We start from the raw sequence: 26,091 nt of genomic DNA, 5'->3' as shown, positions 1-26,091 counted from the left end.
GGTTTCGAGGCAGTGCTTCGGTTATCCCGGTTCAAGCAGTGGATGATTGTAGACAGTTGTGTCCGAGCTGTCTGTAGGAGCGGCCTTGTGCCGCGAAAAGGCTGCGCAAGCAGCCCCGGCTTGAGTATGGAGCCGCTCTGCGGCCCTTTCCGGCCGGGCCTGCAAGGGCGCGTACAGGCTGAGCTATTTGAGTTCGGTCTCGATGAACACGATCTCGTGGTCACTGGCATTGATCACGTTGTGCTCGACCCCTGCCTTGCGAAAATAACTCTGCCCCATCACCAGTGCCGCCCGTTTCTCACCTTCCGGGGTCTCCAGCAGCAAGGTGCCGTCGGTCATTGGCACTACCACGTAGTCATGGCCATGCAGGTGACGCCCGGTTTCGGCGCCAGGCGCGAAGCGCCACTCGGTGACTATTACTTCGTCGGTATCCACCTGCACGGTGGGGATAGCCTGGGGGCGAGGGTGCTTCATGAGCGGGTCCTGTCTGCGCAAAAGCGTCTAGCCTGAACCCGGCTGCGCAGGCGATAAATGCAAAACTGCTGGCAGTCAGTCAGTGAAACGCTCACCTGATCCGCAGAAAAAAGAAAGCCCCTTGAACGCGAACGCTCAAGGGGCTTTTCCCATCGTGGCCTGTTGGCTTAGACGTTGAAGCGGAAGTGCATCACGTCACCGTCCTTGACGATGTAGTCCTTGCCTTCCAGGCGCCACTTGCCGGCTTCCTTGGCGCCGCTCTCACCCTTGAACTGGATGAAATCGTCGTAGGCCACCACTTCGGCGCGGATGAAGCCTTTCTCGAAGTCGGTGTGGATCACGCCGGCCGCCTGCGGGGCGGTGGCGCCTACGCGCACGGTCCAGGCACGCACTTCCTGCACGCCGGCAGTGAAGTAGGTCTGCAGGTTGAGCAGCTCGTAACCTGCGCGGATCACGCGGTTCAGGCCCGGCTCTTCCAGGCCCAGGGCCTCGAGGAACATGTCCTTCTCTTCGCCGTCGTCGAGCTCGGCGATCTCGGCTTCGATCTTGTTGCACACCGGCACCACCACCGCGCCTTCTTCCTCGGCGATGGCCTTGACCACGTCCAGGTGCGGGTTGTTGTCGAAGCCGTCTTCGGCGACGTTGGCGATGTACATCACCGGCTTGCTGGTCAGCAGGTGGAAGCCGCGGATCATGGCCTTCTCGTCATCGGCCATGTGCTTCATCAGGCTGCGCGCCGGCTTGCCTTCGGTGAAGTGCGGGATCAGCTTTTCCAGGATGGCCTTCTGCGCCAGGGCGTCCTTGTCGCCGCCCTTGGCATTGCGCGCGACCTTCTGCAGTTGCTTCTCGCAGCTGTCGAGGTCGGCGAAGATCAGTTCGAGGTCGATGATCTCGATGTCGCGCTTGGGGTCGACGCTGTTGGAAACGTGGATCACGTTCTCGTCTTCGAAGCAGCGCACCACGTGGGCGATGGCGTCGGTCTCGCGGATGTTGGCGAGGAACTTGTTGCCCAGGCCTTCACCTTTGGAGGCACCGGCGACCAGGCCGGCGATGTCGACGAACTCCATGGTGGTCGGCAGGATGCGGTTAGGCTTGACGATTTCCGCCAGCGCCGCCAGGCGTGCGTCGGGCATCGGCACGATGCCGCTGTTCGGCTCGATGGTGCAGAAGGGGAAGTTCTCCGCCGCGATGCCTGACTTGGTCAGGGCGTTGAACAGGGTGGACTTGCCGACGTTGGGCAGGCCGACGATGCCGCAATTGAAACCCATGGGAATTCCCCTTTCTAAAGTGTCAGGCCTTCTGGCTGTGCAGCTCGCGCATCGCCTTGGCGAAGTCGCCGGCAAGCACGTCGGGCATCACGCCGAGGGCAAAATCGATGCTGGCGTCGAGCTTCTCCTGCTCGGCGCGCGGCGCGCGGCCCAGGACGAAGTTGGAGACCAGTTTGGCGTCGCCCGGGTGGCCGATGCCAAGCCGCAGGCGGTGGAAGTCGTTCTGGTTGCCGAGCTGCGCGATGATGTCGCGCAGGCCGTTGTGCCCACCGTGGCCGCCGCCCTTCTTGAGCTTGGCGACGCCCGGAGGCAGGTCGAGTTCGTCATGCGCCACCAGGATCGCTTCCGGCTTGATGCGGAAGAAATTGGCCAGAGCCGCCACGGACTGGCCGCTACGGTTCATGTAGGTGGTGGGAATCAGCAGGCGAACATCGTTGCCCTGATGGCTGAACTTAGCCGTCAGGCCGAAATATTTCTTGTCAGCGGACAGCGAGACGCGCTGGGCGCTGGCAAGGCGTTCAACGAAAAGAGCCCCTGCGTTATGCCGGGTCTGTTCGTATTCGGGGCCGGGGTTACCCAGGCCGACGATCAACTGGATGGCGGTCACGTCAGGGGCTCTTCCTTGGAGTTGGTGGGTTACGGTGCGCGCGGCACTGTAACCCGATCAACGCCGGCGTGCGAGTGGATTACTCGGCAGCGCCTTCAGCAGCGTCAGCGGCAACGCGCGGGGCGTGGACGTTGGCAACAGCTTTGTCATCACCGTGGGCCAGAGCGACGAACTCTACGCCTTTCGGAGCTTTCAGGTCCGACAGGTGGATGATGGTGCCGACTTCGGCCTTGGCCAGGTCGACTTCGATGAACTCAGGCAGGTCCTTGGCTTCGCAGGACACTTCGATCTCGGAAACGACGTGCGAGATCTCGCCGCCTTTCTTGACCGGGGCTTCTTCGCCGACGAAGTGAACTGGAACCTTGGCGGTCAGCTTCTGGCCAGCAACGACGCGAACGAAGTCGGCATGCATGATGAAGCCTTTGGCTGGGTGACGTTGCATGGCCTTGACCACGACGTTCTGCTTGGCGCCATCGACGTTCAGTTCGATCACGTGGCTGAAGGCAGCTTCGTTTTCGAACAGCTTGGCGATTTCCTTGGCCACGATGGTCAGGGATTGGGCTTCTTTATCGCCACCGTAGACAACGGCAGGGATGTTGGCGGAGTGACGCAGGCGGCGGCTCGCACCTTTCCCCAGGTCAGTACGCGCTTGGGCGTTCAGGATGAAGTCAGTCATTTTGTTTCTCCAAAATAGCCTCCCGAGGGCGTTTGCGACCAGCGCCAACGGGGATGGCAAAAAAGCCCCGCCCCGACAACCAGTGTCGGGGCGGGGCGCTTTTCGTCAGCGAGTGTTCCGCTTAGCGGAACATCGCGCTGATCGATTCTTCGTTGCTGATGCGGCGTACCGCTTCAGCGACGACCGGTGCGATATCCAGCTGGCGGATACGGTCACAGGCCTGAGCAGCGGCGGACAGCGGAACGGTGTTGGTCACCACCAGCTCGTCCAGTACCGACTTCTCGATGTTCTCGATCGCGCGGCCCGACAGGACAGGGTGCGTGCAGTAGGCATATACCTTGGCCGCGCCGTGTTCTTTCAGGGCCTTGGCCGCGTGGCACAGGGTGCCGGCGGTGTCGACCATGTCGTCTACCAGGATGCAGGTGCGTCCTTCGACGTCGCCGATGATGTGCATCACCTCGGAGTGGTTGGCCTTTTCGCGACGTTTGTCGATGATCCCGAGATCAACGCCCAGGGACTTGGCGACGGCACGGGCACGTACCACGCCACCGATGTCCGGGGAGACGATCATCAGGTTCTCGAAACGCTGGTCTTCGATGTCGTCGACCAGTACGGGCGAGCCGTAGATGTTGTCGACGGGGATATCGAAGAAACCCTGGATCTGGTCAGCGTGCAGGTCGACGGTGAGTACACGGTCGATACCCACGACAGTGAGCATGTCAGCGACGACTTTGGCGCTGATGGCTACACGTGCCGAACGCGGACGGCGGTCCTGGCGGGCGTATCCGAAGTAAGGAATCACGGCGGTGATTCGCGACGCTGAGGAGCGGCGGAAGGCATCGGCCATCACTACCAGTTCCATCAGATTGTCGTTGGTTGGGGCACAGGTGGGCTGAATGATGAAGACGTCCTTACCGCGGACATTTTCATTGATTTCAGCACTGATTTCGCCGTCGGAGAATTTACCGACAGAAACATCACCCAGTGGAATATGCAGCTGACGTACGACACGCCGAGCCAGATCGGGGTTGGCATTCCCCGTGAAGACCATCATCTTGGACACGCGCAGTACCTGAAGGCTGAGGGTAACCTGGATGAGTATAAGAAATGGCAGGGGCGGCTGGATTCGAACCAACGCATGGCAGGATCAAAACCTGCTGCCTTACCGCTTGGCGACGCCCCTGTATCTGTTGCTGCGAATTCTTATGAACTCGACTTCTTGATCAGACTTTGCAGCTTGCGATGCAACATCGAAATATTGCTTCCTTTCGCCACAAACCCTGTTTGGGTCTCTGAAAGAAGGGCCAGAACTCTATCAGCTTCGGCTTTGCTTGGGAAGGCCCCAAACACACAACTTCCAGTGCCGGTCATTCGAGCCTCGGTGTATTTACCCAGTGAATTCAACGCATTGCGAACTTCTGGATACCGTTGCTCAACCACCGGTTGGCAGTCATTTCGACTGTTTCCCTCGGGAACGGGGCGCATCTTAAGGGGGAGGGAATCACGTGTCAACTCTGGATGCGAAAAAATTTCCGCTGTGCTGACAGACACTTGCGGCACCAGCACGAGGTACCAGGGTTCGGCGGGGTCGACCGGGGTGAGTTGCTCGCCGACACCTTGGGCGAACGCGGCGTGGCCACGAACGAACACCGGTACATCGGCGCCGAGCGTCAGGCCCAATGTGGCCAGGCGGTCTGCGCTCCAGTCGAGCTGCCACAGATGAGCCAGGGCCAGCAGGGTGGTCGCCGCATCCGAGCTGCCGCCACCGATGCCGCCGCCCATGGGCAACACCTTGTCCAGCCAGATGTCGGCGCCCAGCGTGGTGCCGGACTGCGCTTGCAGCTGGCGGGCGGCGCGCACGATCAGGTTGCTGTCGTGGGGCACGCCTGCGATTTCCGTCTGCAGGCGGATCTGGCCGTCGTCGCGCAGGGCGAAGCTCAGTTCGTCGCCGTGGTCGAGGAACTGGAACACGGTTTCCAGCTCATGGTAGCCGTCGGCGCGGCGGCCGGTGATGTGCAGCCACAGGTTGAGCTTGGCCGGGGCCGGCAGGGTGAGCTTTTGCATCGCCTCAGTGCCCCAGCTGGCGTGGCTGCCAGTCCTTGACCACCAGGGTGACGTCGATGTTTTCGCCATGCAGCTTCAGGCGTTCGGGCAGCCAGTAGCCGTTCTGCTCTATATAGCTGAGGTATTCCACGCGCCAGCCGTCCTGGGTCAGGCCGGCCAGGCGGCTGTCGCCGTCCAGGGTCAACTGGCTCTTGCTGTCGGGGGCGGGCAGGCCACGCACCCACCACACCAGGTGCGACACCGGCAGGCGCCAGCCGAGCTGTTCTTCCAGCAGCGCCTCGGGGTTCGGCGCCTCGAAACGGCCCTGGTTGGCCACCTCCAGTACCACGCCGCCGGGGCGCCCGGTCAGGCGTGCGGCGCCGCGGCCCAGCGGGCCGGCCAGGCGAATGTCGTAGTAGTCCTGGCGTTGCAGCCAGAACAGGGTGCCGCTGCCGGAGTCGCGCGGGGCGCGGATGCCGACCTTGCCGTTGATCTGCCAGCCGTCGAGGCCGCTGAGCTGTTGCTTGTGTTCGCGCCACAGCTGCGGATTGCCCTGGCCTTGCACGGCTTCCTTGCTGCCGAAACCGGCGCAGCCGGCGAGCAGGGCGATGAGGGTGAAGGTGATGCAATGACGCAGGAACATGGTTTACAGGCTCTCGGATCCGGTCAGGCGCAGGAGGGTCTTGCGCAGGATGGGGCTGTCGGCCTGGGCCGCGAAGCCCTTGGCCCAGACCTGGCGGGCTTCGCGGCGCTTGCCGTTGGCCCACAGGACTTCGCCCAGGTGGGCGGCGACTTCATGGTCGGGGAAGCGCTCGAAGGCCAGGCGCAACTGGCGTTCGGCCTCCTCGAGGTTGCCCATGCGGTAGGCGATCCAGCCCAGGCTGTCGAGCACCGCCGGATCGTCCGGGGTCAACTGGTGGGCCTTGTCGATCAGGGCCTTGGCCTCGGCATAGCGGGTGCTACGGTCGGCCAGGGTGTAGCCGAGGGCGTTGAGGGCCATGGCGTTTTCTGGCTCGCGGGCGAGGATGGCGCGCAGGTCCTTTTCCATTTGCGCCAGGTCGTCGCGTTTCTCGGCGAGCATGGCGCGGGTATAGAGCAGGTTGAGGTCGTCCGGGTAGCGCTTGATGGCTTGTTCCAGCACTTGTCCGGCCTGGGCTTCCTTGCCGTTGTTGCCCAGGCTTTCGGCTTCGATCAGGTACAGCTGGATGGCGTAGTCGGGCTGTGCTTCACGGGCCTCGGCGAGCAGGCGCGAGGCTTCGGCGCTGCGCCCGTTGGCGATGAGGATGTCGGCCTGGCGCAGTTGCGCGGCCAGGTAGTCCGGGCCGGGGCCGACCAGGGCGTATTCGCGCAGGGCGGCGGCCGGCTGGCTGCGTTCCTCGCGGATGCGGCCGAGGTTGAGGTGGGCGGCATCGACGTTGGCGTCGCGCTCGACCAGCTCCTGCAGGTAGCCTTCGGCTTCGTCCCAGTGCTTGGTTTCCAGGCATACCAGGGCCAGGGAATAACGGATCTCGTCGTCTTCCGGGTACTGCTGCAGCATGCTCTCGAATTCGGCCTTGGCGTCGTCGATGCGGTCCTGTTCGACCAGGGTGCGCGCGTAGGTCAGGCGCAGGCGTTTGTCGTCGGGGTTGTCGCGAATGGCGCCGCGCAGCAGTGGCAGGGCCTCGGGGCCGCGGTCCAGCGCTTGCAGCAGGCGCGCTCGGAGCAGCACCGGGGCGATTTCGCCGTTTTGTGGTGGGTGGCTTTCAAGCAGTTCGAGGGCTTGTTCGGGCTTGTCGTCCTGGTTGAGCAGCAGGGCCTTGCCGAATACCAGTTGGCCGTTGTCGGGGTATTTCACCAGCAGGCGATCGAAGCTCTGCATCAGGCCGTCGCGGGTGTGCTGGTCGGTTTCGGCGGCGGACAGGGCGAGGAAGTCGAAGTGGGTGTCGCCCTGGCCCTGGAGGACTTTTTCCATGTAGACCATGGAATCGTCGTAGCGCCCGGCGCGGGCCAGCTGGATGGCGGCGGCGCGTTGGGCGTCGAGGTTCTGTGGGTCGTTGCGGGCCCAGATCAGGGCGCTGTCGAGGGCCGGCTCGTCGGCGCCGAGGTATTCGGCGATACGGTAGGCGCGCTCGGAGACGCCGGGGTCCTGGGTCTTTTCGGCCTGGTCGGCGTAGTTGGCCAGGGCGATGTCGAAGCGGTTGCGCTGGCCGGCCAGCTCAGCCACCAGCAGGCTGTACAGTGTGTCCTGCTTGAACGAGCCATACACCACGGGCTTTTCCGCGCTCTTGCCGGCATCGGCGGCGGGCGTCTGGGCGTCCGTCTTCGGGGCTAGGCTCTGGCAGCCTTGAAGCAGGGCGAGGGCAAGCAGCAATGCGTAGGATTTGTTCATAGAGGCTTATAAAGGGGCTAAACCGGCGGTCGGAGCATGATGACACAAGCGCGATGGCAAACCCACCTGCGAAGGTCGTGGTGTGAAGCGGTGCTTCGGAGTATAGGGACAATGCGTGGCGGTGGTGGTTCGCAAGCGGCCTTGCGACACCCTGCCGTTGCCGTTGCCGTTGCCGTTGCCGTTGCCGTTGCCGTTGCTGTTGCTGTTGCTTTTGCTTTTGCTTCTAAGTGCGCGGTAGTTCAGACGACACCAATTGCGACTTCAGGAGGCCGAGCGGAGTTCTTGCGTAGTGGGGCGACGGCCATGGATGGCCGTCGAGCGCTGCGCCCCAGGATGGGGCGTTCAGCGCGGTCCACACGGGAGCAAGAACGGAGCGAGGGGACCCCGGAGCGCAGCGTAGGGGCCGGATGAATGGAGCGAGGATTTTTGGGTTCCTTTTTGATCCTTCAAAAAGGGACCCGCCGTAAGGGCGGAAAGGTGACTGTGCGTCGCCATCGCCAATGAATGAGCGTATAACTTTCAAGACCCACGCTCTGAAAGTCAAAGTCAAAGTCAAAGTCAAAGTCAAAGTCAAAGTCAAAGTCGGTCGGCGTGGGTTTCTACAGATGTAAGCGCATTCATTTGCGGTGTCGACGCATAGTCACCTTTTCGCCCTTACGTGAACTGACCCCCGAAAGTTGGACGGGGTACGCTATGGGTTCAGCGCTTGGGTCCGAAATTGTACCGGACTCAAGCCATTCAGTCTTAGACTTATACGCTCTTGGTTGTAGTAGGCGATGTAGTCCTCAAGGCCTGACGCCAGTTGTTCAACACTCTCAAACGATTGCAAATAGAAAAACTCGCTCTTGAGTGTGCCAAAGAAGCTTTCCATCGCGGCATTGTCCAGGCAGTTACCCTTACGCGACATACTCTGTTGTATTTTCTTTCTGCCCAGCATATGTCGATAAGCGGGCTGTCGGTATTGCCAGCCCTGATCGGAGTGCAATATCGGTTTGTCATCTGGGTTCAGCCGCTCGAAAGCTTGCTCCAACATCGCCGACACCATCTTGAACTCAGGGCGCGGATTGATCTGATAGGCAAGAATTTCGCCGTTGTACAGGTCCATCACAGGCGAAAGAAACAGCTTCTGCCCTTTCACCTTGAACTCTGTCACATCGGTTACCCATTTCTGATTAGGGGCTTCCGCCTTGAACTCACGCTTGAGCAGATCAGATGCAACAAGCCCTTCGGAACCTCGGTAGGAGCGATATTTCTTCACTTTTACCAGCGATTTCAGATCCATTAACTGCATCAACCGCTGCACCTTCTTGTGATTGATCACCTCGCCATGGCACCCAAGCACGGCGGTGATGCGGCGATAGCCGTACCGCCCCTTATGCCTGTGATAGACACTCTTGATGCGTTCTTTGAGGGCCGCATGCTTGTCGGCCACCAAGGCTTTGCTTTGGTAATAGAAGGTACTGCGTGCCAGCCCTGCAGCACGTAACAGCAGAGCCAGTCGATGTTCATGCCTCAATCCTTGGACAGCCTGCGCTTTCTTGGTTGCGCAGTGCGTGGATCCGCTTGGATCAAGGCATCGAGCTTTTTTAGATAGGCATTCTCCGCACGTAAATACTCCAGCTCTTCGAGCATTTGCTTAGGTGTCAACTCAGCATCTGCAGGCTTAGCAGGGCTTACGTTGGGTTGTTCTGATGCTTTGCGGGGCATACTGGATTCTCGGGCACGATGCGGGTGAAGTGCTTCTAGTCCGCCTTCATCGTACAACCTTTTCCATTGCCTGATGCTACTCGGGCCACGAATATCAAACTGTATGCAGGCTTGCTGGGCTGACAGTCCGTCTTGCTCGATGCACTGCAAAACCTTCAACTTGAACTGGGCGTCGTAGTGGCTGTACTTGGTAGCCAGACCTGCAGCACCGTGTTGCTCATAGCCCTTTATCCAACGGCGCAGCAGCGATGCACTCAGGCTATGCCTCAGTGCCACCTCATGAACACTCCGGGCAGAAAGACACTCCTCGATGAGTGCTTGCTTGAGCGCTAGGTCGTATTTCGTCATGGAACACCCTCCGCTTGGGGTCAGGCGTCCAACTTTCGGGGGTCAGTTCAACGGCGAGTCACTTTTTGTCAAACGCGACAAAAAGTAACCAAAAAACGCTGCGCTCCATTCATCCGGCCCTCCGCTACGCTCCGGGTTCCCTCACTCCGGCCTTGCTCCCGGGAGGACCGCGCTGAACGCCCCATCCTGGGGCGCAGCGCTTGACGGGCATCCATGCCCGTCACCTCCCTCCGCAAGGCCTGCGTTCGGCCTCCTGAAGTCGCGAAAGTACGGGCGGCGCCTGGGCTGGCGCAGCTGTCGCTCGCTGGGTTTGGCGATAGACTCTTGATCGGCAAAGGCAAAGGCAAAGGCAAAGGCAAAGGCAAAGGCAAAGGCAAAGGCAAAGGCAAAGGCAAAGGCAAAGGCAAAGGCAAAGGCAAAGGCAAAGGCAAAGGCAAAGGCAAAGGCAAAGGCGCAAGCAGATGGAGATGGCGGGACGGGCGGCGGGGCGGGCGATAGCCTGGCCTCATCAGCACAATAGCGAACGGTGGTTGTTCTGGAACCTGCGAAGTAGGACAATTACCGGCTTCACGTCCCAATCAGCGACCTTGCATGGCCTTTCTTGCACTTGGTATCAACCATAAGACTGCCTCGGTAGACGTACGCGAGCGCGTGGCGTTTACCCCGGAGCAGCTGGTCGACGCCCTGCAGCAGCTGTGCCGACTGACCGCCAGCCGCGAGGCGGCGATCCTGTCGACCTGCAACCGCAGTGAACTCTACATCGAGCAGGACCACCTTGCCGCCGACGCCGTGCTGCAATGGCTGGCCGACTATCACCAACTGAGTCTCGACGAACTGCGCGCCAGCGCCTACGTCCATGAGGAGCACGACGCGGTCAGGCACATGATGCGCGTGGCCTCGGGCCTCGACTCGCTAGTGCTCGGCGAACCGCAGATCCTCGGCCAGATGAAGTCCGCCTACGCCGTGGCCCGCGAAGCCGGCACCGTCGGCCCACTGCTTGGCCGCCTGTTCCAGGCCACCTTCAGCGCCGCCAAGCAGGTGCGCACCGATACCGCCATCGGCGAGAACCCCGTATCCGTCGCGTTCGCCGCCGTCAGCCTGGCCAAGCAGATCTTCTCCGACCTCGGGCGCAGCCAGGCCTTGCTGATCGGTGCCGGCGAAACCATCACCCTGGTCGCCCGCCACCTGCACGAACAGGGCGTGCGCCGCATCGTCGTGGCCAACCGCACCCTCGAACGCGCCAGCACCCTGGCCGAGCAGTTCGGCGCCCACGCCGTGCTGCTGTCCGATATTCCCCAGGAACTGGCCAACAGCGACATCGTCATCAGCTCCACCGCCAGCCAACTGCCGATCCTCGGTAAGGGCGCGGTGGAAAGCGCGCTGAAACAACGCCGGCACAAGCCGATCTTCATGGTCGATATCGCCGTGCCGCGGGATATCGAACCGCAGGTCGGCGAGCTCGATGACGTCTACCTGTACACCGTCGACGACCTGCACGAAGTGGTCGCGGAGAACCTCAAGAGCCGTCAGGGCGCGGCCCAGGCGGCCGAAGAGCTGGTCTCGGCCGGCGCCGACGACTTCATGGTGCGCCTGCGCGAGTTGGCCGCGGTGGATGTGCTCAAGGCCTATCGCCAGCAAAGCGAGCGCCTGCGCGACGAAGAATTGCAAAAGGCCCAGCGCCTGCTGGCCAACGGCGGCAACCCCGAGGATGTGCTGATGCAACTGGCCCGGGGCCTGACCAACAAACTCCTGCACGCGCCCAGCGTGCAACTGAAAAAGCTCTCCGCCGAAGGCCGCCTCGATGCGCTGGCCATGGCTCAGGAACTCTTTGCCCTCGACGAGGGCTCGACGGATAAAACCCCGCAATGAAAGCGTCGCTGCTGAATAAACTGGACACGCTCCAGGACCGCTTCGAGGAACTCACCGCGCTGCTCGGTGACGCCGAAGTCATTTCCGACCAGACGCGCTTTCGCGCCTACTCCCGCGAGTACGCCGAAGTCGAGCCGGTGATCGGCGCCTATAAAGAGTGGCGCAAGGTGCAGGACGACCTCGAGGGCGCCCAGGCCTTGCTCAAGGACGCCGACCCCGACCTACGCGAGATGGCCGTCGAGGAAGTGCGCGAAGCCAAGGAGCAACTGGTGGGCCTGGAGTCGCAGTTGCAACGCATGCTGCTGCCCAAGGACCCCAACGACGGGCGCAACGTGTTCCTGGAAATCCGCGCCGGTACTGGTGGCGACGAGGCGGCGATCTTCTCCGGCGACCTGTTCCGCATGTATTCGCGCTATGCCGAAAAGCGCGGCTGGCGCCTGGAAATCCTCTCCGAGAACGAGGGCGAGCACGGCGGCTACAAGGAAATCATTGCCCGCGTCGAGGGTGACAGCGTCTACGGCAAGCTCAAGTTCGAGTCCGGCGCGCACCGTGTGCAGCGCGTGCCCGAGACCGAATCCCAGGGCCGTATCCACACCTCGGCCTGCACCGTGGCGGTACTGCCCGAGCCCGACGAGCAGGTGGCGATCGAGATCAACCCGGCCGACCTGCGGGTAGACACCTACCGCGCCTCCGGCGCCGGTGGCCAGCACGTCAACAAGACCGACTCGGCCATCCGCATCACTCACTTGCCCACCGGCATCGTGGTCGAGTGCCAGGAAGAGCGTTCGCAGCACAAGAACCGCGCCCGCGCCATGTCCTGGCTGTCGGCCAAGCTCAACGACATGCAGACCAGCGCCGCGCAGAACGCCATCGCCAGCGAACGCAAGCTGCTGGTGGGCTCGGGCGACCGCTCCGAGCGCATCCGTACCTACAATTATCCACAGGGCCGGGTCACCGACCACCGCATCAACCTCACCCTCTACTCCCTGGACGATATCCTCGCCGGTGGCGTGGACGCCGTGATCGAGCCGCTGCTGGCCGAATACCAGGCCGATCAGTTGGCCGCCCTGGGGGATTGAGATGACCATCATCGCCAGCCTGCTGCGCAATGCGCAGCTGCCGGAGTCACCGACCGAACGGCTGGATGCCGAGCTGCTGCTCGCTGCCGCCCTGGGCAAGTCGCGCAGCTACCTGCATACCTGGCCCGAGCGCATCGTCAGCAGCGAGGCGGCCGAGACCTATGCCGGCTACCTCGAGCGCCGTCGCGCCGGTGAGCCGGTGGCCTATATCCTCGGCCAGCAAGGGTTCTGGAAGCTCGACCTGGAGGTGGCGCCGCACACCCTGATTCCGCGCCCCGATACCGAACTGCTGGTGGAGACCGCGCTCGAGCTGCTGCCTGGCACGCCGGCCCGCGTGCTCGACCTGGGCACTGGTACCGGGGCCATTGCCCTGGCCCTGGCCAGCGAGCGTCCGGCCTGGCAGGTCACCGCGGTCGATCGTATCGCGGAGGCCGTGGCCCTGGCCGAGCGCAATCGCCAGCGCCTGGGCCTGGGCAACGTCCAGGTGCGCACCAGCCACTGGTATGACGCCCTCGAAGGCGAGCATTTCGACCTGATTCTCAGCAACCCCCCTTATATACGCGCCGCCGACCCGCACCTGGTGGCCGGTGACGTGCGCTTCGAGCCCAGCAGTGCGCTGGTGGCCGGCGAGGACGGGCTGGACGACCTGCGCGTGATCGTCGCCCAGGCTCCCCGGCACTTGCTAGCGGGCGGTTGGCTGTTGCTCGAGCACGGCTACGACCAGGCTCCGGCAGTGCGCGAGCTGCTGGCTGCCGGTGGCTTCGTCGACGTGGTCAGCCGCTTCGACCTGGGTGGCCATGAGCGTATCAGCCTGGGGCGCCTGCCATGCTGAGCGACCAGGAGCTGTTGCGCTACAGCCGGCAAATCCTGCTGTCGCAGATAGATATCGACGGCCAGCTGCGCCTGAAACAGAGCAAGGCCCTGGTGATCGGCCTGGGCGGGCTCGGCTCGCCAGTGGCGCTCTACCTGGCCGCGGCGGGTGTTGGCGAACTGCACCTGGCTGACTTCGACACTGTCGACCTGACCAACCTGCAGCGCCAGGTGATCCATGACAGCGCCAGCGTTGGCATGAGTAAGGTCGACTCGGCGATCAAGCGCTTGCAGGCGATCAACCCAGAAATCACGCTGGTCGCCCATCGCCAGGCGCTCGACGAGGACTCGCTGGCCGCCGCCGTGGCGGCGGTCGATGTGGTGCTGGACTGCTCCGACAACTTCGCAACCCGCGAGGCGGTCAACGCGGCCTGCGTTGTGGCCGGCAAGCCTTTGGTCAGCGGCGCGGCGATCCGTCTTGAGGGTCAGCTGTCGGTGTTCGACACCCGCCATGACACCAGCCCGTGCTACCACTGCCTGTATGGCCACGGCAGCGAGGCCGAGCTGACCTGTAGCGAGGCCGGGGTGATCGGCCCGCTGGTCGGCCTGGTCGGCAGCCTGCAGGCGCTCGAGGCGCTGAAGCTGCTGGCGGGCTTTGGCGAGCCGCTGGTGGGCAGGTTGTTGCTGATCGACGCGCTGAGCACGCGCATGCGAGAGCTGCGGGTCAAGCGCGACCCGGCCTGCGCTGTGTGCGCCAACCGCCATGGCTGAGCGTTCGGCGCCAGTGGGCGTGATGGACTCGGGGGTCGGCGGCTTGTCGGTGCTCGCCGAGATCCAGCGCCTGCTGCCCAACGAATCGCTGCTGTACGTTGCCGATAGCGGCCATGTGCCCTATGGCGAGAAGTCGCCGGACTATATTCGCCAACGTCTGCGCCATATCGCCGCATTCTTCCACGAGCAAGGGGCCAAGGCCATGGTCCTGGCCTGCAATACCGCCACTGTGGCGGCAGTGGCCGACCTGCGCGAGTTGTATCCGGATTGGCCATTGGTGGGCATGGAGCCGGCGGTCAAACCGGCTGCGGCGGCGACCCGCTCCGGGGTGGTCGGGGTGCTGGCCACCACCGGCACGCTGCAGAGCGCCAAGTTCGCCGCTTTGCTCGACCGCTTCGCCAATGATGTGCGGGTCGTCACCCAGCCGTGCCCAGGGTTGGTCGAGTGCATCGAGGCCGGCGACTTGAGCAGCCAGCATCTGCGCCAGATGCTCGAGGGGTATGTGCAACCCCTGCTGGCGGCGGGTTGCGACACGTTGATCCTTGGCTGTACCCACTATCCCTTCCTGCGGCCAATGCTGGCCCAGATAGTGCCGGCCCAGACCGCGATCATCGACACGGGCGCCGCCGTGGCGCGGCAGTTGCAGCGGTTGTTGGGCGCGCAGGTGTTGCTGGCTGATGGGCCGTCACGGGATACGGCCTTCTGGAGCAGTGCCGATCCCGATGGCCTGCAGCGCGTGTTGCCGCAGTTGTGGGGCAAGGCTGGCAGCGTGCAGCGTTTTCCACTGTAAGGCCCAGCCCTTTCAAGGTGTTGAGAATTGGCGTCCGACTTAGACTTGCCGGGGTCGCTTTGCGACCCTTTCCGACCGGTCCGACGCCTCGGCAAGGCCGCTCCTACAGGTGACCGCGCCGTCCTGTAGATACCGTCTTGACCCTCACCCCGCAAGAGAGATTTTGGGGTCAAACGGTATCCCCGACTTCACCACCCCGTAAACCAGGTGCAGCAGCTTGCGCATCGCCGCGCAGACGATCTGTTTGTAAGCTTTGTGCCGGCTGCTCAACCGCTCTGCCAGTTCCTTCACAACAGGGTTATGTCTGATTGAGACAGTGCCTGACATCCACAAGCCTGCACGCAGCCTTGAGGCGCCTGTACGCGAAATAGTGCTCTTACCTATGAACTCTCCCGATTGCTGCACCACTGGGTTTAAGCCTGAAAACGCGACAATCGCAGAAGGGCTTTGGTATTTCAGTGGATCGCCCAGTTCGGCGAGCAGCAACGTAGCAGTGGTGTCACCCAAACCATCAATCGAGGTAATCAGCTCACGTCGCTTGCGCAGGTCTGGATCATCATCGATCGTCTGCTCGATGGCCTTCCTGGTCTTTTCCAGCTCTTCGTTGATGTGCCCGATTACGTCTTGAATCGACTGCTGTACCGCATCTAGTGCGACATCCAAACGATTCTGCTCCATCTGGCGCATTTCCTTGAGGTCGTCCAGTCGCCGCACCAGAGCACGCAAGCGGCGCTGCGCAGGGGGCTCAGGCTCCCACTGGCGAAGCGAGACAGCCTTTTGTTGGCCATAGGCAGCAATGACTTTGGCGTCAGCCTTATCTGTTTTGACGCGCCGAAGCTCCACGTCAGCGAATTTCGCAATCACCGCCGGGTTCAGAATGCACACCCGATAACCTTGGTTGTGACAGTGCTCGGCCAGCGCTTCGTGATAGATGCCTGTAGCCTCCATAACAATCCAGGCGCCTGGTTCAGCATGGCGCTCAAGCCAGTCGCTAAACTGCCTGAACCCTCCAGGATCATTGGACAGCTTGGCTTTGGTGCGCATCTTGCCATTGGGGAGCGGGATGGCAATGTCGAAAGATTTTTTGGCGACATCAACGCCAACAAAGACGGACATGATCTCCTCCTTCAAACTACGAAAGTCGATCACCCTACACTCAGTTCAACCTTGTTAATGCGTGCTCACGCCGGGGGCGGGCACTAGATACCGTTCGAACTCGTCGAGTGGGGTTGGAAGACCAGAGCGTTATCTACAGTGCGGGCTTGATGCCCTTGGAGCGGCTCTGCTTCAAGGCCTTCCCTCGATGATCAGTCGAGAACTTTCGCCTCTAGGGAGGCGAAAGTCGAGATACAAGGAGCGGCCTTGCCGAGGCGTATGGGCGGCTACGTAGTCAGCGCAGGGCCTCCGGCAAAGGCCACAAGCTGTTCATGCCCAAGGCCTCCAGGGACAATTCGGGCTGGCGCTGATCCAGCTCGGCAATCAGTACCATGGCGGCGGCCTGAGCGGTCCAGGCTTCAGGCATGACGGGGTCCTGTGGCGACGGCGGCGCCACCACCGTCAGGTCGATACCCTGTCTTTTCAAGATGTCGCGTTGGCTTCGTACCCAATGTGGAAGGCTGTTGGCGTCGTTGGCAGGCTGAGTAGGCGCATACAGCTGCAGGGCCGAGTAACGGCTGAATATGGCCATGATCTGCGGTTGACTGCCGTTGACCAGGGCGGGCAGGGCACTGAGCAATGCATGCTCGGTGGCATCCATGTTGCTGTGGACGATCATCTCGAACAGGTTGCCCGGCGTAACGTTGTCCGGCAAATAGTCGCAGGCACCCGCATTGATGATCAAGCCATCGAGCGCGCCCCACTTGTCCAGCAACCGTCGCCTGATGGCATCGGGCTCCTCGGTCAGCAGGCCCGGCAGGCGTAGCAGGGTACCTGCATGGGTTTTACCCAAGGCATCGAGTTCCTGGCTATCCCTGCCACTGGCGGCCACCCGATGCCCCTGATCGAGCAACTGTTCCACCATGGCCAGCCCTAGTCCTTGGCTGGCGCCTGTAACCCAGAAACTGCGTTTCATATTCAAGGCAAGGCCCCCTGATCCTGCCAGCTGGGCAAATCCTTGAAGGCTGCCAAGGCGCGCTGGCGACTGCTGTCGAGATCGACTATCGGACTCGAGTAATAATTAGTAGCAAATAGATCGGAAGATTTCACTGGGTAATGAATCGATTTATCGTCTTTGTCGCTTAGCTCGGGTAGCCAATGACGGATGAACCGCCCGTGCGGATCGAAGCGCTGTGACTGGGTGATCGGGTTGAAGATCCTGAAATAGGGCACTGCGTCGGTGCCGGTCGAGGCGCTCCACTGCCAGCCGCCGTTGTTGGCGGCCAGGTCGCCGTCGATCAGGTGGCGCATGAAGTGACGCTCGCCGTGACGCCAATCGATCAACAGGTTCTTGCTGAGGAACATGGCGACGATCATGCGCAGGCGGTTGTGCATCCAGCCGGTTTCCAGCAATTGGCGCATCGCCGCATCGATGATCGGGAAGCCGGTGCGGCCTTGTTTCCAGGCCTCCAGGTCGTCGGGTGCGTGGCGCCAGGGCAGGGCCTCGGTGTGCGGGCGGAACGCGCGATGCCGCGAGACACGCGGGTAACCCACCAGCACGTGCTTGTAGAACTCACGCCAGAGCAGTTCGTTGATCCAGGTCTGCACGCCGATATTGCCGCTATCGAATTCGCCACGGTTACCGGCCAGCGCCGCGTGCAGGCATTGGCGGGGCGAAAGCACGCCAGCGGCCAGGTACGGCGAGAGCTGGCTGGTGCCGGGCCTGGCCGGGAGATCACGCTGCTGCTGATAGTCCTCGATATGTTCATCGACGAAGCTTTTCAGGCGGTAACGGGCCTGTTCCTCACCTGCGGGCCAGTGTTGGCGCAACGCCTCGGCAGGGGCATCGAAGCCGTCGATATGCGAAGGGATCGGGTCGCTGGGGACCGCGACAGGCGCCTGGCGGCTTACTGGCGGTACCAGGGCGGGCAGGTCTCGGTGCAGGTGCTCCAGGCAGACGCGTTTGAATTGGCTGAACACCTGGAAGTAATGTCCACCGCGAGTCAGGATGCTGCCCGGCTTGAACAGCAACTGGTCGAGATGGCTGGTGGTTTCGATGCCGGCTTGCCGCAGGCACTGGCGGGTGGCCTGGTCGCGTCGGGTTTCGTTGATGCCGTACTCGTCGTTCCAGTGCACCGCTTGCACGCGGTGTTGCTGGCAGACCTCGAGCACACACTGGGGCACTGAGGCCCAGGTATCGGTGGTACGGATCAGCAAGGGAATGTTCAGCGCCTCCAGTGCCTGGCGCAGTTGGCGCAGGTTGCGCAGCCAGAAGTCGACCTTGCACGCCGCATCGTCATGCGCCAGCCACTGGCCGGGGCTGGCAATCCACAGCGCCAGGGTCGGGCCGCGTTGGCAGGCGGCGGCCAAGGCGGTGTTGTCGTCGATGCGCAAGTCGCTGCGCAGCCAGATCAGTTGCATGCTGTTTATGCCCTGTGAAAGATCATGAGTGCTGGAGCGCGCGCAGTGCGGCCGCTGGCGTGTCGAACAGCTCCAGGCCGGGCAGTGCCAGGTCTTTCAGCGCTGCCTCATGTAGCCGGACCGTGGCGCCACCCAGGAGTTTCGGTATCTCGACGGTATGCAGGGCGCGTGCGAGTCCGGGCAGGTCTGGGTGGCGCCCCAGGTGCAGCACCAGTGCCCTGGGTTGCAACTGGTTGATGGCATGCTGCAACTGGCGAGGCTCCACGGCCCATTCGAGGAGCTCCAGGGGCTGGCCACTGCTGCTGAGCAGCCAGGCGCTGAGCCAGAAGTCGGCGTCGAAAGGCGCATCGTCGGTGCGCGCGAGCAGGACACAGGGGCCGGCCAGCGAGTGATGGTCGTGGTACACCCGGGCGCCTAGCTTGCTGCGCAGCCAGGTGTGGAAGAACACTTGCTCCAGGCGTGCGTCGAAATGCGTGCGCCAGCGCAGGTCGAGGGCATCGAGCAGGGGCAGGAGCAGGCGCTCGCAGACGGTAACCGCCGGATACAGGGCCATCGCCTGGTTCAGCAACTGGTCCAGCGGGCGCTGGGCCAGGCGGGCGATGGCATCGATCAATTGTTCGATGCGTTCGCCCCACTCGCCTTGGATTGGCGTCAGCGCATCTGTGGCATGTTCCAGCAGCTCGCGCACCTGGCTCACTGCCGCGCCGCGTTCCAGCCAGCGCAGCACGTCCTGCACGCGCTGCACCTGGTCCTGTGGATAAAGCCGATGCCCCTTGGCCGTGCGCTGGGGTTTGATCAGACCATAGCGACGTTCCCAGGCGCGCAGGGTGACGGGGTTGACCCCGGTCAGGCGGGCGACCTCGCCGATGGGCAGTAGTTCGTCAGATGGCATTGCGCAGTCCCAGCTCCGGTGGGTGAGGGTGCAGGTAGGCCTGTTGCAGCAGGTAGGGGTCGGGATGGTTGCGCAGATGGTGGCGCAACAGCGTCAGCGGTACGACCAGGGGCACTACGCCGTGCTGGTACTGATCGATGATCTGTCGCAGTTCGGCTTTGTCGGCCTGGTCGAGACCGTTGCGCAGGTAGCCGCTCAGGTGCTGCAGCACATTGCCATGGGTGCCGCGGCTGGCGCAGCGGCGCAAGGCCTGCATCAACTGGGTGAAGTAGCGCGGGCCGACCAGCGCGGGGTCGTCGTCGCGGCGCAAGCTGCCGAGCAGTCGGCCCAGGCGGCGGTAGGCCTCAGGGTTGTGGGCCATCAGCAGGTACTTGTAGCGCGAGTGAAAGCGGATCAGCGCGCCGCGGGTCAGGCCTTGGCGCAGCAGCTGTTGCCAGTCGGCGTAGGCATAGACGCGGGCGATGAAGTTCTCCCGCAATACCGGATCGTGCAGGCGTCCCTCTTCCTCGATCGGCAGGTCCGGACGGCGCGCGCAGAACGCTGCGGCGTAGGCGCCGCGACCGCCCTGGTGCGCCGGGCGACCGTCGTCCTGGTAGACCTTGACCCGTTCCAGCCCGCAGGACGGCGACTTCTGCATGAAGATATAGCCGCAGATGTCGTCAGCCTCTTCGGCCATCTGCTCGGCATAGGCGCGCAACGGCCCGGCCAGATCGGTGCCGCCCGTGCGCGTGCCGACCACGGCGGGGTGCTCGGGGTCGCCGACCAGGCGGATGGGTTCGCGCGGGGTGCCAAGCCCTATCGCCATTTCAGGGCACAGTGCCAGCCACTGGAAATGTTCTCCAAGCAGTTCGAGGCACAGGGACGAGGCTTTGTGGCCGGCGTTGTAGCGCACCGGTTGGCCGGTCAGGCAGGCGCTGATGGCCAGGCGTGGCTTGTGGGCGAGCGGGGGCGCGTTCATCGCTGTCTCCGGAGTGACTTGTACAGAGGGTGCTAGTTGTACAAGTCAATTCCAGCACAAGTGCAAACTTATACAAAGCAACTTTTTTGTATAAGTCTGCTGGCGCGCTATTCCAGATGCTCCAGCAGGCGCCTTGCCGCCTCCTGGCCGCTGAGCCATGCCCCTTCGACCCGACCGGACAGGCACCAGTCGCCACAGGCATACAGGCCCAGGTCGGCATCGGCGAGCGCGCCCCATTCGTGATTGCTGGCCGGCCGGGCATACAGCCAACGGTGGGCGAGGGCAAAAGTCGGGGGCGGAACCACACAGCCCACCAGCTCGGCGAACTCGCCCCACAGCTGTTCGATCACTTCTTCTTTGGGCAGGTCGATATGTTGCTTGCTCCAGCTGGAAGTGGCATGCAGCACCCAGGTATCGAGCTGTTCGTCACGGCCTGGCTTGCTGCGATTGCGGGCCAGCCAGTCGAGTGGGTTGTCCTGCACGAAGCAACCTTGCATGGGGGTGTCTAGCGGGGTCTGGAAACCGAGGGCGATGGCCCAGGTCGGCTCCATCTGCACGCCGGCGGCGACGGCGGCGAGTTTCGGCGTGGCGGCCAGCAATGGCGTGGCCTGGGGTGCCGGCACGGCGATGACCACGCGGCTGAACGGACCATGGCTGCACCCTTCGGTGTCCTGCAGGTGCCAGTACTGCTTGCCGCGGAACACCTCGGCGATGCGGCAGCCGAAGTTCACCGTGACGTCCTTGAGCAGGCCACGGGTGATGGCGCTCATGCGTGGCACGCCAACCCAGCGCACCTGTTCATCGGGAGAGGGCGTCAGCTCGCCATCGCGGTAGTTGTACAGCTGTGGCTTCCACTGCGCCGCCCAGCCATCCGCGACCCAATGCTGCACTTGTTCGACGAAGCGCCGGTCGCGGGCGGTGAAGTACTGGGCGCCAAGGTCCAGCGCGCCGGCCTCGCTGCGCTTGCTGGCCATGCGGCCGCCACTGCCGTGGCCTTTGTCGAATAGATGGACGGTCTGCCCGGCCTTTTGCAGGGCCTGGGCGGCGGACAGGCCGGCGATTCCGGCACCGATGATGGCAATAGGTACTGTCATGATGGCCTCTTCGAACCTAGCTGTATGCAGCCTACGCTGCCAGGCAAACCTGTACAATGCACAATCTTTGTATAAGGTTATTCCGCTCGAGTAGGGCAGGTTGGCCTATGTTTATCCGAGAGCGTTCGGTCAAAAAAGTGCCTTGATCTTAAAAATAGACCACGGCCGCGAAGTGTGAGGACACAGCCATGCATATATTGCTGACCGGCGGTACCGGCCTGATCGGCCAACACCTCTGCCAGCTGTGGCGAGGGCAGGGGCATCGGCTGACCGTGTGGAGCCGCCGCCCCGACGAGGTGGCGAAAATCTGTGGCGCCGGTGTGCGCGGCGTTGTCCGGTTGGACGACATTGACGCCGATGACGCGGTGGACGCGGTGGTCAATTTGGCCGGCGCGCCGATTGCCGACCGGCCCTGGACCGCAGCGCGGCGCACCCTTTTGTGGGCCAGTCGGGTGACCCTGACCGAGCAACTGCTGGCCTGGCTGGAGCGCCGCGAACAGCGACCGCAGGTGCTGGTGTCGGGCTCCGCGGTGGGTTGGTATGGCGATGGCGGCGAGCGCGAACTCACCGAGGCTTCTGCGCCGGTGAAGGAGGATTTCGCCAGCCAGCTGTGCATCGCCTGGGAAGAAACCGCGCAGCGCGCTCAGGCCTTGGGCATGCGTGTGGTGCTGGTACGCACCGGGCTGGTGCTGGCCGCCGATGGCGGCTTTTTGTCGCGCCTGCGCCTGCCTTACAAACTGGGGCTGGGCGGGCCGTTGGGCGATGGCCGGCAGTGGATGCCCTGGATCCATATAGAGGACCAGATCGCCCTGATTGATTTTCTTGTGCAGCACAAGGACGCCAGCGGTCCCTATAATGCCTGCGCGCCAGAGCCGGTGCGCAACCGCGCGTTCGCCAAGTGCCTGGGCCGCGCCCTGCGCCGCCCGGCGTTCATGCCGATGCCGGCGTTGTTGCTCAGGGCCGGGCTCGGCGAGCTGTCGACGCTGCTGCTCGGCGGCCAGCGCGCTCGCCCGGTACGCTTGCTGGCGGCGGGTTTCACGTTCCGCTTCAACGATCTGCAATCGGCCCTGGACGACTTGTCCAGCCGCCTCTGACATAGGACGCTGCATGACCGATCACGCCCTGCTGCTGGTCAACCTGGGTTCGCCGGCCTCAACGAAGGTGGCTGACGTGCGCCGTTATCTCAACCAGTTCCTCATGGACCCGTACGTGATCGACCTGCCCTGGCCGGTGCGGCGGCTGCTGGTGTCGCTGATCCTGATCAAGCGCCCGGAGCAGTCGGCCCACGCCTACGCCTCGATCTGGTGGGACGAGGGGTCGCCGCTGGTGGTGCTGACCCGACGCCTGCAACAGGCGATGACCGCCCATTGGCCCCATGGCCCGGTGGAAATCGCCATGCGCTACGGTGAACCGGCGCTGCCGGAGGTGCTTGAGCGCCTGGCCGCCCAGGGTGTGCGCAAGGTGACCCTGGCGCCGCTTTATCCACAATTCGCCGACAGTACCGTGACCACGGTGGTCGAACTGGCCAGGCAGACCATCGCCGAGCGCAAGCTGGCGCTGCAAACACGCATTCTTCAGCCGTTCTACGAGCACCCCGACTACATCGAGGCGTTGGCCGCCAGTGCCCGGCCTTACCTGGAGCAGGACTACGACCACCTGCTGCTGAGCTTCCACGGCTTGCCCGAGCGCCATCTGAAGAAGCTCGACCCTACCGGCAACCACGATTTCCAGGCCGCCGATTGCTGCGCCGGTGCCAGCGCCGAGATGCGCGCGGTGTGCTATCGCGGCCAGTGCCTGGCCACGGCCAAGGCCTTCGCACAGAAGATGGGTATTGCGGATGGCAAGTGGTCGGTGTCGTTCCAGTCGCGCCTGGGGCGGGCCAAGTGGATCGAACCCTATACCGAAACGCGGCTCGACGAGCTGGGCAAGGCGGGCGTAAAGAAGCTGCTGGTGATGTGCCCGGCATTTGTTGCCGACTGCATCGAAACCCTCGAGGAGATCGGCATGCGCGGCAGCGAGCAGTTCATCGAGGCTGGCGGCAAGGAGCTGGTGCTGGTGCCGTGCCTGAATGATCACCCGGAGTGGGTGAAGGTGTTGGCGGGGATGTGCGAGAAGGCTTGAGAAACTCGCCTGGCTTTGAATCTAGGGGCCGCAAGGCGGCCCCAGGATTTCAAGAAAGACTCAAGGCAGCTGATCATCCAGCTTCTTGTTCTTCCAGCCGTCATTGCCCGGCAGGATCAGGTTCAGGGCGATGGCCACCACCGCGCACAGCGCGATGCCTTTCAGGCCCCAGTCGTCCGGGCCGTCACCGCTGCCGATCAGCACGCCACCGATACCGAATACCAGGGTCACCGAGACGATCACCAGGTTGCGCGCTTCGGCCAGGTCGATCTTATGGCGGATCATGGTGTTCATGCCCACCGCCGCGATCGAACCGAACAGCAGGCACAGGATGCCACCCATCACCGGTACCGGAATGCTTTGCAGCAGGGCGCCGAACTTGCCGATGAAGGCCAGGGTGATGGCGAAGATCGCCGCCCAGGTCATGATCTTCGGGTTGTAGTTCTTGGTCAGCATCACCGCGCCGGTCACTTCGGCGTAGGTGGTGTTGGGCGGGCCGCCGAACAGGCCGGCGGCGGTGGTCGCCAGGCCGTCGCCCAGCAGGGTGCGGTGCAGGCCGGGCTTCTTCAGGTAGTCACGACCGGTTACGCTGCCGACCGCGATCACCCCGCCGATATGCTCGATCGCCGGCGCCAGGGCGACCGGGACGATGAACAGGATGGCTTGCCAGTTGAATGCCGGCGCGGTGAAGTTGGGCAGCTCGAGCCAGGGCGCGGCGGCGATCTTGGCGGTGTCGACCACGCCGAAGGCGAACGACAGGGCAAAGCCCACCAGCACGCCGGCGATGATCGGTACCAGGCGGAAGATGCCCTTGCCGAACACGGCGACGATCAAGGTGGTCAGCAACGCTGGCATGGAGATCAGCATGGCGGTCTTGTAGGGCATCAGCGCGGCGCCGTCGCCGCCCTTGCCCATCGCCATGTTGGCGGCGATCGGCGCCATGGCCAGGCCGATGGAGATGATCACCGGGCCGATCACCACCGGCGGCAGCATGCGGTCGATGAAGCCGGTGCCCTTGATCTTCACCATCAGGCCCATGAAGGTGTACACGAAGCCGGCCGCCATCACGCCGCCCATGGTCTCGGCCAGGCCGAACTGGCCTTTGGCGAGAATGATCGGGGTAATGAAGGCAAAGCTCGAGGCCAGGAATACCGGGACCTGACGGCCCGTGACCAACTGGAACAGCAGGGTGCCGATACCGGCGGTGAACAGGGCCACGTTAGGGTCGAGGCCGGTGATCAGCGGCATCAGCACCAGCGCGCCGAATGCCACGAAGAGCATCTGCGCGCCCGAAACGACCTGGCGCCAGAGCGGGTCGTTGAAGCCGTCCTGCATGGTCAGGCGTCCTTCTGCTTGGTGCCGAAGATCTTGTCGCCGGCATCACCCAGGCCCGGCACGATGTAGCCGTGCTCGTTCAGGCGCTGGTCGATCGAGGCGGTGTAGATCTGCACGTCCGGGTGGGCTTTTTCCACCACGGCGATGCCTTCGGGGGCGGCGACCAGGACCATGGCGCGGATCTCTTTGCAGCCGGCTTTCTTCAGCAGGTCGATGGTGGCGACCATCGAGCCGCCGGTGGCCAGCATCGGGTCGATGATCAGGGCCAGGCGCTGGTTGATGTCCGGCGCGAGCTTTTCCAGGTAGGTGTGGGCTTCGAGGGTTTCCTCGTTGCGGGCGACACCGACGGCGCTGACCTTGGCGCCAGGCACCAGGCTGAGCACGCCGTCGAGCATGCCGATACCGGCGCGCAGGATCGGCACCACGGTGATCTTCTTGCCGGCGATTTTCTCGACTTGCACCTTGCCGCACCAGCCGTCGATCTCGTAGGTCTCGAGCGGCAGATCCTGGGTGGCTTCATAGGTCAGCAGTGCACCGACTTCCTGGGCGAGTTCGCGAAAATTCTTGGTGCTGATATCGGCACGGCGCATCAGGCCGAGCTTGTGGCGGATCAGCGGATGGCGGATCTCACGAGTAGGCATAGGGGGAGGGCTCCGGGAGGCGGGCAAAAAAACCGCGCTAGATTAATCTATTCAGTCTTTGCTGTCGTGCAGTCATTGTGCACGTTAGTCCATAAAGGCTTGATCTGAGACGAGCGGATGCGTACCTTTGCCCGCTTTTCCAAAATGCACCCCCTGGAGCGCGCCATGTCCGCCGATCTCGAGCATATCCGTCAAGTGATGCACGAGGCTGATTGCCTGTATAACGAAGCCGAGGTCGAGGTGGCCATCGCCGAGGTCGGCAAACGCATCTGCGTTGATCTGCACGACAAGAACCCGGTTGTGTTCTGCGTGATGAATGGCGGCCTGATCTTCGCCGGCAAACTGCTGACCCACCTGCAGTTCCCGCTGGAAGTCTCGTACATCCACGCCACCCGCTACCGCAACCAGACCAGCGGCGGCGAGTTGTTCTGGAAGGCCAAGCCAGAAGTGTCGTTCATTGACCGCGATGTGCTGATCGTCGATGACATCCTCGACGAAGGCCACACCCTCAGCGCCATCATCGAGTTCTGCAAGCACGCCGGCGCCCGCGCGGTGCACACTGCGGTGCTGATCGACAAGGACCACGACCGCAAGGCCAGCCCGGACCTGAAGGCCAGCTACTTCGGCCTGTCCTGCGTGGACCGCTACATCTTCGGCTATGGCATGGACTACAAGGGCTACTGGCGCAACGCCAACGGCATCTTCGCGGTCAAGGGCCTGTGAG

At 63.1% G+C, this 26,091-nt stretch carries 26 protein-coding genes and 1 tRNA gene; 8 read left to right on the top strand and 19 right to left on the bottom strand.

Going from position 1 to position 26,091, the window contains the following annotated elements; translation table 11 throughout:
• Positions 1-183 precede the first annotated feature (183 nt).
• From HU772_RS21065 to HU772_RS21015, 11 genes are all read right to left on the bottom strand, one after another.
• A complete protein-coding gene (locus HU772_RS21065) occupies positions 184-474 on the bottom strand; it encodes a cupin domain-containing protein (RefSeq protein ID WP_186661699.1) in 291 nt (96 codons plus the stop codon).
• A 167-nt stretch (positions 475-641) separates the two neighbouring features.
• Positions 642-1,742, bottom strand: coding sequence for a redox-regulated ATPase YchF (gene ychF, locus HU772_RS21060; protein WP_186661698.1), 1,101 nt, complete (start codon positions 1,740-1,742; stop codon positions 642-644).
• A gap of 22 nt (positions 1,743-1,764) precedes the next feature.
• Positions 1,765-2,349: an aminoacyl-tRNA hydrolase gene (pth, locus tag HU772_RS21055; protein WP_050703727.1), complete on the bottom strand. Its 585-nt coding sequence runs from the start codon at positions 2,347-2,349 to the stop codon at positions 1,765-1,767.
• Between the two features lie 79 nt (positions 2,350-2,428).
• A complete protein-coding gene (locus tag HU772_RS21050; RefSeq protein WP_186661697.1) occupies positions 2,429-3,025 on the bottom strand; it encodes a 50S ribosomal protein L25/general stress protein Ctc in 597 nt (198 codons plus the stop codon).
• A 121-nt stretch (positions 3,026-3,146) separates the two neighbouring features.
• Positions 3,147-4,088 (bottom strand): ribose-phosphate pyrophosphokinase, encoded by a 942-nt coding sequence (locus HU772_RS21045; RefSeq protein WP_016391678.1) that lies wholly within the window; start codon positions 4,086-4,088, stop codon positions 3,147-3,149.
• 45 nt (positions 4,089-4,133) lie between these two features.
• A tRNA-Gln gene (locus HU772_RS21040) sits at positions 4,134-4,208 on the bottom strand.
• A 20-nt stretch (positions 4,209-4,228) separates the two neighbouring features.
• On the bottom strand, positions 4,229-5,089 hold the full coding sequence (gene ispE, locus HU772_RS21035) for a 4-(cytidine 5'-diphospho)-2-C-methyl-D-erythritol kinase (RefSeq protein WP_186661696.1): 861 nt from the start codon (positions 5,087-5,089) through the stop codon (positions 4,229-4,231).
• Positions 5,090-5,093: 4 nt separating this feature from the next.
• Entirely contained in the window at positions 5,094-5,711 is a 618-nt protein-coding gene (gene lolB / locus HU772_RS21030) for a lipoprotein insertase outer membrane protein LolB (protein ID WP_186661695.1), read from the bottom strand.
• A 3-nt stretch (positions 5,712-5,714) separates the two neighbouring features.
• Complete coding sequence (locus tag HU772_RS21025) at positions 5,715-7,436, bottom strand: tetratricopeptide repeat protein (RefSeq protein WP_186661694.1); 1,722 nt, start codon at positions 7,434-7,436, stop codon at positions 5,715-5,717.
• A 691-nt stretch (positions 7,437-8,127) separates the two neighbouring features.
• Positions 8,128-9,491, bottom strand: a protein-coding gene (locus HU772_RS21020) for an IS3 family transposase (protein ID WP_437182400.1) whose coding sequence is annotated in 2 segments (ribosomal slippage) — positions 8,128-9,026 and positions 9,026-9,491 — 1,365 coding nt in all. Because the reading frame shifts where the segments join, the coding sequence is not laid out codon by codon here.
• 141 nt (positions 9,492-9,632) lie between these two features.
• Positions 9,633-10,049, bottom strand: coding sequence for a hypothetical protein (locus HU772_RS21015; protein ID WP_217858797.1), 417 nt, complete (start codon positions 10,047-10,049; stop codon positions 9,633-9,635).
• Between the two features lie 33 nt (positions 10,050-10,082).
• Here HU772_RS21015 and hemA point away from each other — a divergent pair, with 33 nt between their 5' ends.
• From hemA to murI, 5 genes are read left to right on the top strand one after another with little or no spacing between them, the layout of a single operon-like run.
• Positions 10,083-11,360 (top strand): glutamyl-tRNA reductase, encoded by a 1,278-nt coding sequence (hemA, locus tag HU772_RS21010; protein ID WP_186662812.1) that lies wholly within the window; start codon positions 10,083-10,085, stop codon positions 11,358-11,360.
• Positions 11,357-12,439: a peptide chain release factor 1 gene (prfA, locus tag HU772_RS21005; protein WP_186662811.1), complete on the top strand. Its 1,083-nt coding sequence runs from the start codon at positions 11,357-11,359 to the stop codon at positions 12,437-12,439. Before hemA ends, prfA begins: the two co-directional genes overlap by 4 nt.
• Before the next feature lies 1 nt (position 12,440).
• Entirely contained in the window at positions 12,441-13,271 is an 831-nt protein-coding gene (prmC, locus tag HU772_RS21000) for a peptide chain release factor N(5)-glutamine methyltransferase (RefSeq protein ID WP_186662810.1), read from the top strand.
• Positions 13,265-14,020 carry a molybdopterin-synthase adenylyltransferase MoeB gene (locus HU772_RS20995; protein WP_186662809.1) on the top strand — a complete coding sequence of 252 codons (756 nt, stop codon included), beginning with the start codon at positions 13,265-13,267 and terminating at the stop codon, positions 14,018-14,020. The genes prmC and HU772_RS20995 overlap by 7 nt, the downstream gene beginning before the upstream one ends.
• Positions 14,013-14,810, top strand: a complete 798-nt coding sequence (gene murI / locus HU772_RS20990; protein WP_186662808.1) for a glutamate racemase — start codon at positions 14,013-14,015, stop codon at positions 14,808-14,810. Before HU772_RS20995 ends, murI begins: the two co-directional genes overlap by 8 nt.
• Before the next feature lie 144 nt (positions 14,811-14,954).
• On the opposite strand, the gene HU772_RS20985 is transcribed toward murI, so the two are convergent.
• From HU772_RS20985 to HU772_RS20960, 6 genes are all read right to left on the bottom strand, one after another.
• Positions 14,955-15,926, bottom strand: a complete 972-nt coding sequence (locus HU772_RS20985; RefSeq protein ID WP_217858720.1) for an IS110 family RNA-guided transposase — start codon at positions 15,924-15,926, stop codon at positions 14,955-14,957.
• A gap of 274 nt (positions 15,927-16,200) precedes the next feature.
• Complete coding sequence (locus HU772_RS20980) at positions 16,201-16,881, bottom strand: SDR family NAD(P)-dependent oxidoreductase (RefSeq protein ID WP_496198486.1); 681 nt, start codon at positions 16,879-16,881, stop codon at positions 16,201-16,203.
• A gap of 2 nt (positions 16,882-16,883) precedes the next feature.
• Complete coding sequence (gene phrB, locus HU772_RS20975) at positions 16,884-18,326, bottom strand: deoxyribodipyrimidine photo-lyase (RefSeq protein WP_186659026.1); 1,443 nt, start codon at positions 18,324-18,326, stop codon at positions 16,884-16,886.
• Positions 18,327-18,348: 22 nt separating this feature from the next.
• On the bottom strand, positions 18,349-19,218 hold the full coding sequence (locus tag HU772_RS20970) for a MerR family transcriptional regulator (RefSeq protein WP_186659023.1): 870 nt from the start codon (positions 19,216-19,218) through the stop codon (positions 18,349-18,351).
• On the bottom strand, positions 19,208-20,176 hold the full coding sequence (locus HU772_RS20965) for a YbgA family protein (RefSeq protein WP_186659021.1): 969 nt from the start codon (positions 20,174-20,176) through the stop codon (positions 19,208-19,210). The genes HU772_RS20970 and HU772_RS20965 overlap by 11 nt, the downstream gene beginning before the upstream one ends.
• A gap of 107 nt (positions 20,177-20,283) precedes the next feature.
• Positions 20,284-21,270, bottom strand: a complete 987-nt coding sequence (locus HU772_RS20960; protein ID WP_186659018.1) for an NAD(P)/FAD-dependent oxidoreductase — start codon at positions 21,268-21,270, stop codon at positions 20,284-20,286.
• A gap of 188 nt (positions 21,271-21,458) precedes the next feature.
• On the opposite strand from HU772_RS20960, the gene HU772_RS20955 reads away from it, so the two are divergent.
• Together HU772_RS20955 and hemH are read left to right on the top strand one after the other, a co-directional pair.
• A complete protein-coding gene (locus tag HU772_RS20955) occupies positions 21,459-22,364 on the top strand; it encodes a TIGR01777 family oxidoreductase (protein ID WP_186659016.1) in 906 nt (301 codons plus the stop codon).
• Positions 22,365-22,377: 13 nt separating this feature from the next.
• A complete protein-coding gene (gene hemH, locus HU772_RS20950; RefSeq protein WP_186659014.1) occupies positions 22,378-23,391 on the top strand; it encodes a ferrochelatase in 1,014 nt (337 codons plus the stop codon).
• Between the two features lie 60 nt (positions 23,392-23,451).
• On the opposite strand, the gene HU772_RS20945 is transcribed toward hemH, so the two are convergent.
• The gene (locus HU772_RS20945; RefSeq protein ID WP_050703741.1) at positions 23,452-24,726 is read right to left on the bottom strand and encodes a uracil-xanthine permease family protein; all 1,275 of its coding nucleotides are present in this window, start codon (positions 24,724-24,726) and stop codon (positions 23,452-23,454) included.
• A gap of 2 nt (positions 24,727-24,728) precedes the next feature.
• Positions 24,729-25,367, bottom strand: coding sequence for a uracil phosphoribosyltransferase (gene upp, locus HU772_RS20940; RefSeq protein ID WP_028691132.1), 639 nt, complete (start codon positions 25,365-25,367; stop codon positions 24,729-24,731).
• A gap of 165 nt (positions 25,368-25,532) precedes the next feature.
• Here upp and HU772_RS20935 point away from each other — a divergent pair, with 165 nt between their 5' ends.
• Positions 25,533-26,090, top strand: a complete 558-nt coding sequence (locus HU772_RS20935) for a hypoxanthine-guanine phosphoribosyltransferase (RefSeq protein WP_134690078.1) — start codon at positions 25,533-25,535, stop codon at positions 26,088-26,090.
• Position 26,091: the final 1 nt, after the last annotated feature.

Origin of the sequence: Pseudomonas xantholysinigenes (assembly GCF_014268885.2) — a bacterium.
Classification (GTDB): domain Bacteria; phylum Pseudomonadota; class Gammaproteobacteria; order Pseudomonadales; family Pseudomonadaceae; genus Aquipseudomonas; species Aquipseudomonas xantholysinigenes.
This window is presented reverse-complemented; position numbering and strand designations above follow the sequence as displayed.

Excerpts from the sequence above, each read along its gene's own strand:
- HU772_RS21065 (WP_186661699.1), bottom strand. The coding sequence starts at position 474 with ATGAAGCACCCTCGCCCCCAGGCTATCCCCACCGTGCAGGTGGATACC.
- ychF (WP_186661698.1), bottom strand. The coding sequence starts at position 1,742 with ATGGGTTTCAATTGCGGCATCGTCGGCCTGCCCAACGTCGGCAAGTCC.
- HU772_RS21050 (WP_186661697.1), bottom strand. The coding sequence starts at position 3,025 with ATGACTGACTTCATCCTGAACGCCCAAGCGCGTACTGACCTGGGGAAA.
- ispE (WP_186661696.1), bottom strand. The coding sequence starts at position 5,089 with ATGCAAAAGCTCACCCTGCCGGCCCCGGCCAAGCTCAACCTGTGGCTG.
- lolB (WP_186661695.1), bottom strand. The coding sequence starts at position 5,711 with ATGTTCCTGCGTCATTGCATCACCTTCACCCTCATCGCCCTGCTCGCC.
- HU772_RS21025 (WP_186661694.1), bottom strand. The coding sequence starts at position 7,436 with ATGAACAAATCCTACGCATTGCTGCTTGCCCTCGCCCTGCTTCAAGGC.
- hemA (WP_186662812.1), top strand. The coding sequence starts at position 10,083 with ATGGCCTTTCTTGCACTTGGTATCAACCATAAGACTGCCTCGGTAGAC.
- prfA (WP_186662811.1), top strand. The coding sequence starts at position 11,357 with ATGAAAGCGTCGCTGCTGAATAAACTGGACACGCTCCAGGACCGCTTC.
- prmC (WP_186662810.1), top strand. The coding sequence starts at position 12,441 with ATGACCATCATCGCCAGCCTGCTGCGCAATGCGCAGCTGCCGGAGTCA.
- HU772_RS20995 (WP_186662809.1), top strand. The coding sequence starts at position 13,265 with ATGCTGAGCGACCAGGAGCTGTTGCGCTACAGCCGGCAAATCCTGCTG.
- murI (WP_186662808.1), top strand. The coding sequence starts at position 14,013 with ATGGCTGAGCGTTCGGCGCCAGTGGGCGTGATGGACTCGGGGGTCGGC.
- HU772_RS20985 (WP_217858720.1), bottom strand. The coding sequence starts at position 15,926 with ATGTCCGTCTTTGTTGGCGTTGATGTCGCCAAAAAATCTTTCGACATT.
- HU772_RS20980 (WP_496198486.1), bottom strand. The coding sequence starts at position 16,881 with ATGAAACGCAGTTTCTGGGTTACAGGCGCCAGCCAAGGACTAGGGCTG.
- phrB (WP_186659026.1), bottom strand. The coding sequence starts at position 18,326 with ATGCAACTGATCTGGCTGCGCAGCGACTTGCGCATCGACGACAACACC.
- HU772_RS20970 (WP_186659023.1), bottom strand. The coding sequence starts at position 19,218 with ATGCCATCTGACGAACTACTGCCCATCGGCGAGGTCGCCCGCCTGACC.
- HU772_RS20965 (WP_186659021.1), bottom strand. The coding sequence starts at position 20,176 with ATGAACGCGCCCCCGCTCGCCCACAAGCCACGCCTGGCCATCAGCGCC.
- HU772_RS20960 (WP_186659018.1), bottom strand. The coding sequence starts at position 21,270 with ATGACAGTACCTATTGCCATCATCGGTGCCGGAATCGCCGGCCTGTCC.
- HU772_RS20955 (WP_186659016.1), top strand. The coding sequence starts at position 21,459 with ATGCATATATTGCTGACCGGCGGTACCGGCCTGATCGGCCAACACCTC.
- hemH (WP_186659014.1), top strand. The coding sequence starts at position 22,378 with ATGACCGATCACGCCCTGCTGCTGGTCAACCTGGGTTCGCCGGCCTCA.
- HU772_RS20945 (WP_050703741.1), bottom strand. The coding sequence starts at position 24,726 with ATGCAGGACGGCTTCAACGACCCGCTCTGGCGCCAGGTCGTTTCGGGC.
- upp (WP_028691132.1), bottom strand. The coding sequence starts at position 25,367 with ATGCCTACTCGTGAGATCCGCCATCCGCTGATCCGCCACAAGCTCGGC.
- HU772_RS20935 (WP_134690078.1), top strand. The coding sequence starts at position 25,533 with ATGTCCGCCGATCTCGAGCATATCCGTCAAGTGATGCACGAGGCTGAT.